The organism is Streptomyces sp. NPDC046985 (assembly GCF_040644415.1).
GTDB lineage: Bacteria > Actinomycetota > Actinomycetes > Streptomycetales > Streptomycetaceae > Streptomyces.
The window spans coordinates 122,807-136,124 of sequence record NZ_JBEYWK010000023.1; the positions used below are offsets into that span (position 1 = coordinate 122,807).

Consider the following 13,318-nt stretch of genomic DNA (forward strand, 5'->3'; position numbering starts at 1 on the left):
GCGCCGGTGCCGAACAGAAGGACGTGATCTTGTTGGCCATCGTGCTGGGGCTGGGCGGCCCGTACTACCACGACGCCTCCGCCTGCCTGGTCATCGACGGGAAGGTGGTCGCCTTCGCCGAGGAGGAACGCTTCTCCCGCCGCAAGCACCACAAGGACTCCCGCTCCTGCGCGGTGGCCGCGGCCTACTGCCTGTCCGAGGCCGGCATCACCCTGGCCGACGTCGACGAGATCGCCATCGCCTTCAATCCGGCCTGGCCCACACCGAGTGACATCTGCACGGACGCCGAGCTGATCGCCGAACTCCTCGACCCCGCCCTGTTCGGCCACCACCGGCCCCGGCAGGTCACCGTCATCGAGCACCACCTCGCGCACGCCGCCTCCGCCTTCCACCCCAGCGGTTTCGACGAGGCCGCCGTCCTGGTGGTCGACGGCTCCGGCGACGGCGTCTCCGCCACCCTCGCCCACGGCACCACCGACGGGCTCAAGGTCCTGCGCCAGTTCCCGTTCAGCCAGTCGCTGGGCTGGTTCTACGAGACCGTCGCCGAGCACCTCGGGCTCGGCGACTGGACCAGCTCCGGCAAGCTCATGGGCCTGGCCGGCTATGGCAACCCCGACCGCTATCGGCTCGACTTCCTCACCCCCCGGGCCGGCGGCTACCGGCTGGACCTGTCCCGCTACGGCATCCGCCCCGACGAGTGCGTCGAGGACCAGTACACCGACCTGCGCTACTACCGCCGCCTCAAGACCGCCTACGCCACCGCGTACACCGACCTCGGCATCCCGCCCCACCGCCGCGCCCGCACCTACACCGGCGGCCGGACCGACCCCGACACCGGCTACCGGACCGAGCACGCCGACCTCGCCGCGAGCGCGCAGCGCCTGCTGGAGCAGTGCCTGACCGAGCTGGCCCGCGAAGCCCTCGCCGCCACCGGCGCCACCCGGCTGTGCATCGCGGGCGGCGTCGGACTGAACTGCTCCGCCAACGGCCGCCTCGCGGGGCTGCGCGGCGTCGAGGAGCTGTTCGTCCAGCCGGCCGCCGGAGACGCCGGATGCGCCATCGGCGCGGCGCTCGAGGTCGCGCTGCGCCGCGGCGACCTCGCCCTCCCCGGCCCGCCGATGACCACCGCCGCCCTCGGCCCCGCCTTCGCCCCGGGCACCGTGCGCGCCCTCCTGGACGACTACGGCCTGCCCTACCGGGACCACGGCGCCGACCTGCCGACCGCAGCCGCCGGGCAGATCGCGCTCGGCCGTACCGTCGGCTGGTTCCAGGGCCGCATGGAAGCCGGCCCCCGCGCCCTCGGCCGCCGCAGCATCCTCGCCGACCCCCGCCACACCCACACCCGCGACCACATCAACGACCACATCAAGCACCGCGAACCGTGGCGCCCGCTCGCCCCGGCCCTCCTGGCCGAGACCGCGCCCGACCTGATCGGCACGAGCACCCCGCACCCGTTCATGATCGTCGCCCGGCAGGCCACCGACACCGCCCGCACCCTCATCCCGGCCGCCGTGCACACCGACGGCACGCTGCGCCCGCAGACCGTCGCCCGCGACGCCACCGACCCCTACGCGGCGCTGCTCGCCTCGTTCGCCGAGCAGACCGGCCGCCCGCCCGCCCTGCTGAACACCTCCTTCAACCACGAGGCCGAGCCGATCGTGTGCACCCCCCGCGACGCCATCGCGACCTTCGCCGCCGGCCCGCTCGACGCCCTCGCCATCGGCCCCTTCCTCGTCCGCAAGGAACGCCGCAACTGACTGTCCGACACCGCCCGCTCACAGTCGGTACGTTGAGCCCGGCCCCCGGCCACCACCGCCAAGCGAAGGACCGAGATCCCGCGATGACCAGTACGCCCCCGCCCCGCCCCTCCGTCGCAGAGCGGCTGATCGCCGAGCACGGCCCGGCGATCACCCTCGGCGACGACTGCGACCTGCCCGACGACCTCCAGGTCGAGATCGACCCCGGCGCCTACCTGACCCTCGGCCACCGGGTCTCGATCCGCCGCGGCTCCACCATCCAGGTCCACCGCGGCGCCACCGTCGCCATCGGAGACGACGTCGCCATAGGAGAGCACACCTTCATCTCCGCCATGGCCGGCATCCGCATCGGCGCCGGCGCGGCACTGTCCAACATGGTCGACCTGCACGACCACAACCACCGCCCCCGCACCGCGGAGAACGTGCCCACCGGACAGCTGGTGCCGTGGGCGTCCGGGTTCGAGGCCGCCCCGATCGTCATCGGACCGGGCGCGATCCTCTCCAACAAGGTCACCGTCACCGCCGGCGTCCGCATCGGCGCGAACTCCCTGGTCGGCGCGAACGCGATGGTGTCCCACAGCATCGCCCCCGACACCGTCGCCACCGGCGTCCCGGCCACCCCCCGCCGCACCTTCGACGGCGCGCCCGCGCCGCGCGAAGACGTCCGCACCCTGACCGTCGGCTTCTTCGGCACCTCGATCATGGAACACCTGGAGGCCGTCAACGCGCAGATGACCGCCCAGGCGAACCTGCCCACGGTCGGCTCCAAGGTCACCGTCGAGGCATGGGCACAGCGCGGCTGGGTCCACCGCCTGTCCCTGTCCCTGCGCGCGGCCTGGCCGCACATCGCCTTCGACGTCCACAACGCCGGGGAGGGCGGCGCCACCAGCCGCGACATCGCCAAGATCGTCGAAGCCGACCGGGCCACCACCGGCACCGACTACGACCTCGTCTTCCTCGGCTGCGGCATCAACGACGTCTGGCGCCACTTCCAGAACCGGACCGCCGAGGCGGTCGACCTCGACGAGTACACCCGGCACCTGAACACCATGCTCGACCAGCTCAGCGGCTACACCCGCCGCATCGTCGTCGTCTCCGAAACCCCGTTCGGCCCCGTAGAGGACCCCGACACCGTCACCGCGATGAACGCGGAACTCGCCCGCTACAACGCGGCCGCCCGCGCGGCGGCCGCCGCACACGGCGCGCTGTTCCTGGACGTGTGGGCCCCGTTCACCGCCGCCGCCCGGCACCTGACCGGCGAGCCGGCCGCCCTGTGGAGCGACGGAGTGCACCTGAGCGAGCTCGGTGACACCGTCCTGCTCCAGCAGACCGAGCGACTCCTCGCCGAGCACCGCATCGTCGAAAAGCTCCAGGAATACCCGCTCCTGGAGCGCGACGCCGCCCTGACCGCGTACGGGCCGATGTTCGCCCGGCACCGGCCGTCCGGCGGCTGAAAGCCCCGGGGCGTCCGGCGATGGTCGGCCATCGCCGGACGCCCCGGTCCCTTCACCTGCTTCTGCCCACTTCGTGATCTTCGAGGGAGCTGACCCGTGACCCGTCCGGGCCGCGCGCACATACAGGCGCTCACTGCCGCCTTACCCCTGCTCGACACCGACCGTCTTCATGACTGGGGCCGACTGCTGGCCGAGGAACTCACGGCGGGCGGGCGGCTTCTGGTCGCGGGCAACGGCGGCTCGGCGGCCGAAGCCCAGCACCTGACCTCCGAACTCGTCGGCCGATTCCGTGCCGAGCGGGCGCCGCTGTCCGCGATCGCACTGCACGCCGACACCTCCTCCCTCACCGCCATCACCAACGACTATGGACCCGAGCAGGTCTTCGCCCGGCAGGTCCGCGCGCACGGCCGCCCCGGCGATGTCCTGCTCCTGCTGTCCACCTCCGGCATCAGTCCCAACGTGCTCGCCGCCGCCCAGGCCGGGCGCGAACTCGGCCTGACCGTCTGGGCGCTGACCGGCCCAGCCCCCAACCCGCTCGCCGACGCCAGCGACCAGGCCGTGTGCATGGATGCCCCCGAAGTCGCCACCGTCCAGGAATGCCACCTGGTCGCCGTACACCTGCTCTGCGCGGCCGTCGACACCTGCATCACCGCGGCGGCCCCCACCGCCGACGAAAAGGGGCCCGATGTACGGCGGCTCGTGGTCGTCGGCGACGTCCTCCTGGACCGCGACATCACCGGCACCGCCGACCGCCTCTCCCCGGAAGCCCCCGCCCCCGTCCTGGCCGCCGCCCGGAGCACCGACCGGCCCGGGGGCGCCGGGCTCGCTGCCCTCCTCGCCGCGCGCACCCCCGGCTGGAACGTCACCCTCATCTGCGGCATCGGCCAGGACCAGGGCGGGGCGCGCCTACGCGCCCTCCTCGACGACGCCGGCGTCGAGGTCATCGACCTGGCCACCAGCGGCACCACCCCAGTCAAAACCCGCGTCCGCGCCGCCGACCGCACCCTCCTCCGCTTCGACACGGACACCAGCCCTCTCCCGCTCGGGCCGCTGCCCGATGCGGCCCGCACCCGGCTCGCCGAGGCCGCGGCCGTCCTGGTCTGCGACTACGGGCGCGGCATCACCTCCCACGACGACCTGCGCCATGCCCTCACCGCAGCGTCCGGTGGCCGGCCCCTGGTCTGGGACCCGCACCCCAAGGGCACCGTCCCCACCCCGGGCACGGCGCTGGCCGTCCCGAACATCGACGAAGCACTCCACTTCACCGGACACGACGGGCCGCGCGACCTCGCGGGCGACACCGCCCGCGCCGTCCAGCTCCTGGCCGCGTGGCCCGTCAAGCAGGTGGCCGTCACCCGCGGCCGCGACGGCGCGGTCCTGGTCGCCGACGCCGACGGCCACCCCTTGGCCGTCCCGGCCCAGCCCGCTGTCGGGGATACGTGCGGCGCCGGCGACCAGCTCGCGGTCACCGCGGCCATGACGCTCGCCGCCGGGCGCCTGCCCTCCCACGCCATCGCCACGGCCGTCCATGCCGCCACCGACTACGTCGCGGCCGGCGGACCCGCCGCTCCGGCTCCCCACCATCCGGCCGACACCACGGGTCCGCTCGAACTGGCCGCCCGCGTACGGGCACGGGGTGGGAGGGTTGTCGGCGCCGGCGGCTGCTTCGACCTCCTGCACGCCGGGCACCTCTCCCTGCTGCATCAGGCCCGCCGCCTAGGGGACGTGCTGATCGTGTGCATCAACTCCGACGCCTCCGTACGCCGCCTCAAGGGCGCGGACCGTCCGGTCGTCGGCGAGCGCGAGCGCGCCGCGCTGCTGAGTGCGCTGGACTGCGTCGACGACGTCCTCGTCTTCGCCGAGGACACCCCCGAGAAGGTACTGGCCGAACTGCGCCCCGACATCTGGGTCAAGGGCGGCGACTACGCGGGCCGGCGGATCGCCGAAGCCGACCTCGTGGAGAGCTGGGGCGGCGAAGTCGTCACCGTGCCCTTCCTGGAAGGCCACTCCACCACCACCCGCCTCCAGCACCTCACCCAGCAGGCAGGCACCCGGTGACCCCCAACCACCACGTCCTGGTCACCGGAGCGGCCGGGTTCATCGGCCGCCACACCGTGACCGCCTTCCACCACACCGGCCACCAGGTAACCGCCGTCGACCTCCGCCCCGCCCCCGCCCACCTCGCTGCCGAAGCCCACTGGCGCCGCAGCGACTTCGCCGACCCGGCCCTCCTCGCCGAGATCGCATCCGGCCGCTACACCACGGTCCTCCATCAGGCCGGCAACAGCTCCACCCGCGCCCCAGCCGGCCCTGAGCTGGAGGAGACCAATACCTTCGGTCCGCTCCGCCTCGCCGACGCCTGCCGTACCGGCCGGACCCGCCTGATCTACGCCTCCTCCCACTCCGTCTACGGCACCCTCCACCACCGCACCCCCATCGCCGAGACCGACGACACCGACCCCGCCCGCTGCTCCGGCCCCCTCAACCCCTACGCGGCCTCCAAGCTCCGGCTCGACCAGCTCATGCGCGCCCGCCACGCGGTCGGCCTCGACTGGATCGGGCTGCGCTACACCAACGTCTTCGGCCCCGACGAAGACGACAAGGGCCCCATGGCCTCGATCCTGTCCCAACTCCTGCAACAGGCCGCGAGCACCGGGCACATCCGCCTCTTCGACGACTCCCTCACCGCCGCCCGCGACTACATCCACGTCGAGACCGTCACCACCACCCTCGTCCGCTTCGCCACCGCCCGGCAACCGGCGCCCGCCGCGGTCTACAACCTCGGCGCGGGCTGCGCCATCTCCTTCGCCGACCTCGCCCAGTGGTGCGCCCGGCTGCACCGCGAGGCCACCGGCCGCCCCCTGCACGTCGAACTCATCGCGAACCCTGTGCCCGACGCCTACCAGTACTTCACCTGCGCGGACACGACCGGGCTCGACAAGGCCCTCCCCGACAGGCCGACTGAGACGGCCGCTTCCGTCGAAACGCACGCCGCCGAGCTGTTCACGGCATTCCGCGACCGTGCGACCCGATGAACCCGCTCCGGGCCACTCAGGCTCTGCGCGCTGAACAAATCGGCCTGCATGGCTTTGCCGACGACCCGGGCGCCACCCCGAGACGGACTTCGACCCGCCCGCTGGCCCGGTCCTCATCTCCTACGTCGGTGAAGAGGCGGTCGGGTGCGGAGGCGTACGCCTCCGCACCGATCACCCCGCGGAGATCAAACGCATGTACGTCTCCAGCGTCGCCCGCGGCCAGGGAATCGCCCGATACCTCCTCGACCACCTCGAGCGGCATGCTGCCAGCCGCGGGGCCACACGGACCATGCTGGAGACCGGGCGTTACAACGCCGCCGCCGCCTCGGCCCTTCACCACCGCACCGGTGACGTGCCCTGCCCCTCCTATGTCGCTGGACGCGACCAGCGAGTCAACCGGGCCATGACCAAGGCCCTCGGCAGCAGCTCACCGCGCTAGCAAGAGGACCGCCCCGGCGGAACCGGCCGATCGCAATCAGGTCGGCCGGCAATGCCGGTGAGCGCCGTTCGTCAAGGAGAGGACCAGCTCCCGCCGGTCACTGACCGTCGTGAAGGAGGTCCGGCGAGAGGTCGCCGCGTACCCGCAGCACCCGTGGGCGGTGCCGGTAGCGCCCGAACTCGAGCCTGGACTGGTCGACCTCGATCTCCACCACGACCTCCGGTCTGACCGGCAGGAACCTCACCGGATCAGCGCCGGGCAGGCCGCCCACCGTTCCGGGCAGCAGGCGTGTCTCGGCGCCGGCGGCGTGCAGGAGCGGCGCCACGGCCAGGCGCACCCGCTGAGCGAGCGGCAGGCTCACCCCCACCGCCCGCATCCGGCCGGCCGCCGGCCGGCCCAGCACGAGGGCCTGCGCCGCCGACGTCGCTCCGGTCACCCCCATGATCACTGCCTCGGTGGTGTGGCGCTGGCGCCACTTCACCCACCCAGAGGAGAGGCCGGCGACGTACGGCGCGCCGGTGTGTTTGCCCACGACGCCCTCCACGCCCGCCAGCGCCCCCACCCACTCCAGGGCTTCTCCGCGAACGTGGGTGGTGGGGACCGCGCGCAGGACGGCCGGCCCGTTCCCGAGCAGCCGCAGAAGCTGGGCGCGACGCTCGACGTACGAGCGGGGCCGCCAGTCCGCGCCGCCGACTGCGAGGACGTCGAAGACGGCGACGTGGACGGCGAAGTCGGCGCCGCGGCGCGGGCCCCGACGGCCGGCTCGGCTCTGCAGCCGATCGAAGCTGACGCCGGAGCCGTCGTCGAGCACCGCGACGAGTTCTCCGTCGAGGACGGCGTCCGGCAGGCGGGCTGCTGCGTCTGCGACGTCGGAGAACTGGCTGGACAGGTCGGTGCCGTGCCGACTCCACACCCGCCGCGTCGCGGTGTGGATCTGGCATCTCCAGCCGTCCCACTTCGGTTCGAGCGAAACACCCGGCGACTCGGGGACGGCGGTGACCGCACGAGCGAGAGCGAGCGCGGCGGGCAGAGGAAAGGGCGGCACCGGGACCTCCTGCGGGGCTTCAGGATAGATCGGTCGTCTTACCGGCGCGCTCCATGGACCGGGGGCACAGCTCCCTTTGGCTGCGCGCCTCCTGCCTGCGTGCGCGACGGGCGCCGGCGGAGGCGCGGAAGATCGCCCGTCTCTCGCCGCTCCGGCTGCGCGGGCGCGAGTGCGGGCCGCGATGGCCGAGGCGGCGGCCGCGGCCGGTGAGCTGCGCGGCGGATGCCGTCTGACCGCGGAGGCCGAGAAGACGGCCCGCGCTGTCACTGACCCAGCACGGTGAGCCGATGCGCTGAATCCAACTGCGCTCATCAGGAAGACGCATGCCCGTGAATTCCTTCACCTCCCAGACGAGGCCGACTCCGACAAGCGGAGACGAGGCACGCAGGACAACGCCTGCCAGAACTCCCTCTCACGGTCTCAGAGCGCCTCCGTCCCCGTGCGCGCGCGGCGCAGCACGGCCAGTACGTCCCAAAACGCTGCTGCATTGCAGCCCTCCACGGCCAAAAGGAAACACAGAGTCAAATCGGCGTATATGCTAACGAGTCTCGCGCGCCGGGAAGAGGGCCCACGGAACCGTCTCGGAGGCCGTGTCGACCGCGTAAGCTGCCAACGCGACTCGCAGAGTCGCCCTTGCGGGCACTCCGCAGTCCGTCTCGGCATCGTGACACACGGGACCGTGGACACTAGCGCTGGAAAGGCCGGAAAGAACGATGGTTCAGGAACCGGCGAACGCCGAGCGTGAAATCGGCTCGTTATTCAGGAAGTTGAGCCGTCGATCTCGTTTTAGCTCCGGAGTGGAAGTCGATTCGGCATGTTTATTCTGTCAATGGCGCCAGCCCCGGCTGAACAAGATCATGCAGCAGAACCGGACTTTTTACGTCCGTTATGACAATTTCCCGGCTACTGAAGGCCATGTGGAAGTCGTTCCCAAGCGCCATGTGGAGTCACTCTTCGATTTGACCGCCAGGGAAGTAAGGGACGCTTATGCTCTCATCGGGACCGCGAGTAGACGCCTGATGGAGGAGCGCCGCATCGACGGCTTCACCATCGGCGTGAACGAAGGGCGGGCGGCCGGAAGAACCGTGGATCACCTCCACATTCATGTTATCCCGCGACGTTTTGGAGATGTCGAGGATCCTCGCGGTGGAATACGACGCGCCGTTCCAAACTGTAATCCCGAGCTTTGGACGCAGAATGTTGCGAAGGGATGAGCTGGTGACGAGCTACTTGTACGCGGCATCCGCGGCCGCGAGCGCCGTGTGTGGAACCGTGTTCGGCGTACGGCGGAGATCTTTCAAGGGCGGTCTCACAGCAGCCCTGATATGTGCCACCGCAATTTCCTGCTTCCTGTCTCTGCGGTACGCGGAGATAGCGATATTCTGGCTGCTTGGGTCACCTGCAGCAGGATTGAGACTACTTGGCACAATCTGCCTGATCCCCCTCCCCTGGCTCCTGTTCCCTCACGATAAGAAGTCCGCTGTTGCCTCGGTTTCTGCCGTGGCGGCGGCCGCCGCCTTTCTCTGGATTATCCCGTCGCATTTCCCGTTCCCCCTCGTGTACGCCTCTGCAATCTTTTCTGCGGCGACGCGGATTGCACTCGAACTTCGCGCAGATCATCCCCATGGGCTGTAGCTGAGCCTCCGGGGACGTAGTTGATCTGGTTCATCCGCTGGCAGCGTCCCAACGAGTAGCGGAACCGTCCTGTCTCTCGCAGATCTAGCGGAAGCCGAGTCGATGTCAGATGACCCAGTGACGGCCAGCGGGATCTCGACTTAGGTGGTGTGGTGCACGGCGAGCGTGCTCAGGCCGGACCAGGTCAGTGTCGTGCCCGGGCCATCGCCCAGCAGCGTCCGACTGGCCCCCGCTGCGGGTCACCGGCGGCCGCTGTGGACGCTTCTCCGGTCTGAGGCCTTCGTCGCCCGACGGCCCCGTTAGGGTGGGCTGAGAGAAGAGGCGTCGAGCCGCCGTCGGGCACGGAGGGAGAGGGCGTGGTGTCACAGGAGCCGCGGGGCCGACTGCTCGTGGTCGACTTCGACTTCTTCTTCCACAATCCCTTCGAGGGGCTCCCCGCCCCGCACCGCGGCCATCAGGGGTTGTACGACTGGGCCCACGGGGAGAACCACTGGCTGCGCGAGGCCGTCTGGCCCGTCCGCGCGGAGAGTTTCCTGCAGGCCGGCATTGAGCCTCCCCGCTGCGAGGGGTACGAGCGTTTCTGGGAGCGGTTCAGCTTCACCAGCGACACACCCCTGTTCTACGCCGACTCGAATCTTCACGCGGGCCGACTCACCCCTCGCCACTACGCCTTGTTCGATGTGGAGGTCACCGCGTGGCGGGATGTGCACCTCTTCGACGCCCATCACGACAGCGGATATCCTCATGAGCACGGGCCGGCGTCCTTCAAGGAGTGGGCAGAGTTGGGAGAGTTCTCGTGCGAGGACTGGATGCTCGTCCACTACGCCAAGGGCAGCCGGCTCGCCCTCACCTACCCGGCCTGGCGCCCGCATGGCGACTCCCATCCGCCCATGATCCCTCTGCACACGGCCGTCGATGACGGAGGGGCGGTGTCCGCGCCGTTCGACGCCGTGTTCCTGTGCCGGTCGGGGTCCTGGGTGCCCTCCTGGTGCGATCAACAATTCACGGAGCTGCTGGGCGCGTTCCCCGGCCGCGCGCGTCTTTTCCCCGGCAGCGAGTGGGCGCATCCGCGGCCGGACCCCCTGCCCCATGCCCGGCGCATGGCCGGTCTCTTCGCCGAGCTGCGTGCCCGAGTCGAAACGCAGACCACGCCCACCAGGCCCGCGTCAGCCGGGCGGCCAGCAGCACCGGCGCCGACACGTGAGCACATATCCCACGCTGAGCAGGCACGTACCCGTCCACGGCGTTGAACCGCAAGGACTCGGAAGACCGCGGGGGCCGACAGCTCTCTTCTAAGGCGAGGGCAGTCAGCTCGGGTGCGGGCCGAGCGCAGCGGGCGGTGTCCCGCGAGGCGGCTGGGCCTGCCGGTGCGGTCGGTCAGGGGCCGCGCGGGCCCTGATAGGCAAGGTGGTGACGTTCTCAGAACGGGCGAGCGCCTTGCGCGGTTCTCGAAGAGGACCACGTCGTGGGGGCCGATGTCCGGGGGGACTGCGCCGGGCGGGTCGATGTCCCCCTGGGGGACGGTGACGGGGCCGGTGCGGGTGTGGCTGCCGGGCACGAACATGGTGAGCCCGGCGTCCGGGCCCGGGGCGGTGAGGAAGTACGCCGCCTTGATCGCCAGACGGGGCGTGTGCTCGATGCCGAGGTCGGCCACGGTGGAGGACATGTCGCGGTGCCAGCCGTGCCGCGCCGGGACGCGGATGGTGCGCTCCTCGTCGGGGAGCGAGGGCATGGTGATCAGGTTGCTCGACAGCAGGTGGATGTCGGGGCTGAGCAGGGCGACGAGCGTGGGCAGCACGGCCGGGTTGGCGAGGAGCGGCAGGAAGGCGTCGTCGAGGGTGACGGCGCCGCGGAAGCCGTCCTTGCCGTCGACCGAGCGGTCCCGGCCCGCGGTCCGGTCGGTGGCAAGGAGCCGTACGGCGGCCTCGGCCGCGCGGTCGCGGACCTCGCCCGCAACCGGGAGGAGTTCGACGCTCTCGCCGCCTGGCTGGCCTCCTACGATCCCGCCTCGCTGTTCACCGACCGCGGACAGCCGGGCAGCCTCGTGCGGGGGGGTCCTTCAGCGGGGTCTTGTGGACGGCCGGGGTCCCGGCGATCCGGCGTCCGGCGACCTGCTCGGGGCCGGTCGCGCCCTTGGGCATGGTCAGAATGAGGATCGGTTGGGGGCGGTCGGCCCCGAGGGTCGCAGCCCGGCGAACACCTCGGACAGGACCGTTCGGAAGCCGGCCGTGTCCGAGCCGTCGTGCAGGAACGGCTCGTAGCCCAGGCCGGTGAAGTACGCGCGCAGCTCGGCCTCGCCCAGCCCGGACAGGAGCGAGGGGCCGCCCATCCGCAGTCCGTTGGCCAGGACGGCGGGCAGCACCGCGCCGTGCAGCCCGGAGTCGAGCAGCGCCCGCCGCGCGGTCCACGCCGCGGCGGCGGCGCCGGTCTCCAGCTCCCCGTCGCCGAGCAGCGCGACCACCAGACGGTGCGGGGCGTCCAGGACCATGCCCTGGGCGACGGCGAGCGCCGGACCGAGCTGGCCGCCGGTGTAGCGCACGCCGCGGATCAGCGGGGTGATCTCCCCGCCGTAGGCACGGGTGTGCGGGAAGCCCGCGGCGAGCGCCCGGACGTCTGCAGCGGACCAGCCCGGTCCGTTGCCGGTCAGGGTGAGGCTCCTCGTCAAGTAGGCGTGAGCCAGAGCGGAGGGCCCGGCGTGCCCGGCGCCATGGACGACGAGGACCTCGCTGCCCGAGGGCCGCCCCGCGATGAGCGGCCCCAGGTGCGCGAGCATGCAGTTCACCGGCGGGCACACCCCCCAGTGGCCGCTCGGCGCCTCCTTCACGTCCTCGACCCGCAGAGGCCGCCCGGCCAGCACGTTGTCGTTCAGGTACAGCTGGGCGGCACACAGGTAGTTCAAGGCCCGCCACGCCGCCGTGACGGCCGCGTCCGGGACGGGGGCCGCCGCGTGTGCGGCCCGGCTCCAGTCGGGAAAGCCGTCCGGGCCCGCCGCCGTGGCGGGCCCCGACGGCCGGAGGGTTGCCGTCCCCGTCCGCGCGGCGACCGCGGCCACGGCGGCGGTGACGCGCCCGGCCCGGATCTCCGTGGTGCCGGCCTCGGTGATCAGGTGGAGGATCTGCGCCTGCTCGTGGGCGGGCACCGCGCTCCAGTTCAGCCCGGCCCGCTCCAAGGCGGCGGCCAGGTCCTCGGGCACGCTGCGCGGAGTGCGGTCCCTTTCTGTTGAACGCGGTAGCGGGAGGGGGACGGCGTCGGGCTACCGACCGGGGGAGGCGTACGGCTGGAAGTGGGCGGGCGGGTGATCGAGCGGGAGGACGGGGTTCCAGGCGGCCAGGCACTGGGCGCTGGGCACGAACAGCGGCTGGGGCAGCGCGGCAAGGGGCCAGAAACGCCAGGATCCGATGGCCTCCTCTCGTTGTTGGGGAATGCCGGACCAGCGGGTGATCAGGACGGGCGCCGTCAGCCGGACGACGTCGCCCACCCGGTCCAGGAGCGTGCCCAGTACCTCCGCGTCGTCGGGCTCGGCCACGAGGCCGGCCTCCTCGAAGAGCTCGCGGACGGCGGCCTCGGCGAAGCTCTCGCCCGGCTCGACGGTCCCGCCGGCGAGCTCCCAGGTACGGCGCCGGTGCCGGCCGAGCAGGATGCCGTCCGGGCCGTGCACGATCACCCCGACTCCCAGGGCGGTGTTCGGCGGCGGCGGTGCGCTGGTGCGGGGACGGCTGGGCACGCGGTCCGGACGGCGGACCGTGTACAGCCGGTAGGAGACCGCGTTGTCCGCCGTCGGGGAGTCGAGAGCCGTGACCGATTCCCGGGTGAGGCCGTGGTGGACCAGGAGGTCCTCCCACAGTTGCACGCTGAGGACCTTCTCTGAACTAAGCGCCTGATGGCGCTTCGGGGAGAGTGACGTCCAGAGCCGGGGTCGCGGGTTCGGGCCAAAGTCGGCGGGACACCAGACG

At 71.8% G+C, this 13,318-nt stretch carries 10 protein-coding genes and 2 pseudogenes; 9 read left to right on the forward strand and 3 right to left on the reverse strand.

Going from position 1 to position 13,318, the window contains the following annotated elements; all coding sequences use genetic code 11:
* Positions 1-23: 23 nt before the first annotated feature.
* From ABZ861_RS26815 to ABZ861_RS26840, 6 genes and pseudogenes are all read left to right on the forward strand, one after another.
* Complete coding sequence (locus ABZ861_RS26815; RefSeq protein ID WP_361634962.1) at positions 24-1,757, forward strand: carbamoyltransferase C-terminal domain-containing protein; 1,734 nt, start codon at positions 24-26, stop codon at positions 1,755-1,757.
* 83 nt (positions 1,758-1,840) lie between these two features.
* Complete coding sequence (locus ABZ861_RS26820; protein ID WP_361634964.1) at positions 1,841-3,211, forward strand: GDSL-type esterase/lipase family protein; 1,371 nt, start codon at positions 1,841-1,843, stop codon at positions 3,209-3,211.
* Between the two features lie 162 nt (positions 3,212-3,373).
* Positions 3,374-3,859: pseudogene (locus tag ABZ861_RS26825) on the forward strand (SIS domain-containing protein); the annotation flags it as partial.
* A 57-nt stretch (positions 3,860-3,916) separates the two neighbouring features.
* Positions 3,917-5,269, forward strand: a pseudogene (gene rfaE2 / locus ABZ861_RS26830) (D-glycero-beta-D-manno-heptose 1-phosphate adenylyltransferase); the annotation flags it as partial.
* Positions 5,266-6,246 carry an NAD-dependent epimerase/dehydratase family protein gene (locus ABZ861_RS26835; protein WP_361634966.1) on the forward strand — a complete coding sequence of 327 codons (981 nt, stop codon included), beginning with the start codon at positions 5,266-5,268 and terminating at the stop codon, positions 6,244-6,246. The pseudogene rfaE2 and the gene ABZ861_RS26835, both read left to right, overlap by 4 nt.
* A gap of 115 nt (positions 6,247-6,361) precedes the next feature.
* Positions 6,362-6,685: a GNAT family N-acetyltransferase gene (locus tag ABZ861_RS26840; RefSeq protein WP_361635010.1), complete on the forward strand. Its 324-nt coding sequence runs from the start codon at positions 6,362-6,364 to the stop codon at positions 6,683-6,685.
* A 97-nt stretch (positions 6,686-6,782) separates the two neighbouring features.
* Here ABZ861_RS26840 and ABZ861_RS26845 read toward each other — a convergent pair whose 3' ends face one another.
* Positions 6,783-7,730: an ATP-dependent DNA ligase gene (locus ABZ861_RS26845; protein ID WP_361634969.1), complete on the reverse strand. Its 948-nt coding sequence runs from the start codon at positions 7,728-7,730 to the stop codon at positions 6,783-6,785.
* A gap of 713 nt (positions 7,731-8,443) precedes the next feature.
* Here ABZ861_RS26845 and ABZ861_RS26850 point away from each other — a divergent pair.
* The 3 genes from ABZ861_RS26850 to ABZ861_RS26860 all read left to right on the forward strand — a co-directional run bounded on the left by ABZ861_RS26850 (position 8,444) and on the right by ABZ861_RS26860 (position 10,615).
* Positions 8,444-8,944 (forward strand): HIT family protein, encoded by a 501-nt coding sequence (locus ABZ861_RS26850; RefSeq protein WP_361634972.1) that lies wholly within the window; start codon positions 8,444-8,446, stop codon positions 8,942-8,944.
* A 4-nt stretch (positions 8,945-8,948) separates the two neighbouring features.
* A complete protein-coding gene (locus ABZ861_RS26855; protein ID WP_361634975.1) occupies positions 8,949-9,365 on the forward strand; it encodes a hypothetical protein in 417 nt (138 codons plus the stop codon).
* A 356-nt stretch (positions 9,366-9,721) separates the two neighbouring features.
* The gene (locus ABZ861_RS26860) at positions 9,722-10,615 is read left to right on the forward strand and encodes a hypothetical protein (protein ID WP_361634978.1); all 894 of its coding nucleotides are present in this window, start codon (positions 9,722-9,724) and stop codon (positions 10,613-10,615) included.
* Positions 10,616-11,508: 893 nt separating this feature from the next.
* On the opposite strand, the gene ABZ861_RS26865 is transcribed toward ABZ861_RS26860, so the two are convergent.
* Both ABZ861_RS26865 and ABZ861_RS26870 read right to left on the reverse strand, forming a co-directional pair.
* Positions 11,509-12,558: a hypothetical protein gene (locus ABZ861_RS26865; RefSeq protein WP_361634980.1), complete on the reverse strand. Its 1,050-nt coding sequence runs from the start codon at positions 12,556-12,558 to the stop codon at positions 11,509-11,511.
* Positions 12,559-12,618: 60 nt separating this feature from the next.
* The gene (locus ABZ861_RS26870; protein ID WP_361634983.1) at positions 12,619-13,215 is read right to left on the reverse strand and encodes an NUDIX hydrolase; all 597 of its coding nucleotides are present in this window, start codon (positions 13,213-13,215) and stop codon (positions 12,619-12,621) included.
* Between the last annotated feature and the right edge of the window lie 103 nt (positions 13,216-13,318).

What these genes read in the sequence shown, in the direction of transcription:
- ABZ861_RS26820 (WP_361634964.1), top strand. Translation starts at nt 1,841, where the DNA reads ATGACCAGTACGCCCCCGCCCCGCCCCTCCGTCGCAGAGCGGCTGATC.
- ABZ861_RS26850 (WP_361634972.1), top strand. Translation starts at nt 8,444, where the DNA reads ATGGTTCAGGAACCGGCGAACGCCGAGCGTGAAATCGGCTCGTTATTC.